The 378-nt window shown below is 47.4% G+C and carries 1 protein-coding gene; it reads right to left on the minus strand.

Annotation, left to right across the window (positions count from 1 at the left end):
* Positions 1 to 199 precede the first annotated feature (199 nt).
* Positions 200 to 310: a synaptobrevin-B gene (locus NE664_15880; protein ID MCQ4728114.1), complete on the minus strand. Its 111-nt coding sequence runs from the start codon at positions 308 to 310 to the stop codon at positions 200 to 202.
* Between the last annotated feature and the right edge of the window lie 68 nt (positions 311 to 378).

A 378-nucleotide genomic window follows, 5' to 3' on the forward strand; every position in this document is an offset into this window, starting at 1 on the left:
CCGGCTTCTTCTTCTGTCATTCCTCCCAGACTGTATTCTCCTACATAGAGTCCGTCCGGAAGGGTATCGGCCCGCGCCGGTGCCGGAACGGCCAGTGTCAGCCCCACCGCCAGCACCACAGCAGCAAGGCCTGCTGCCAAGTTTTCGTTTTTCATAATCATTCCTCAATTTTCAAGTTGCTGCCTGCCGCCTTCCTCTTCTAGCGGATCATCATCATCGGCAGTACCATAGCTACGATCAGCAGAATTACCACTGCGATAAGAACTATGGAAACGACCTTCCTGTTTTTTTTATCGTTAAAGTTAATCATGATATTCACCTCTCTCATATTCTTCCATACTGTGCTATGATTTTATCCGTAATTCTGGAGATTTCATT

Source organism: Anaerotignum faecicola, from assembly GCA_024460105.1.
GTDB lineage: Bacteria > Bacillota > Clostridia > Lachnospirales > Anaerotignaceae > JANFXS01.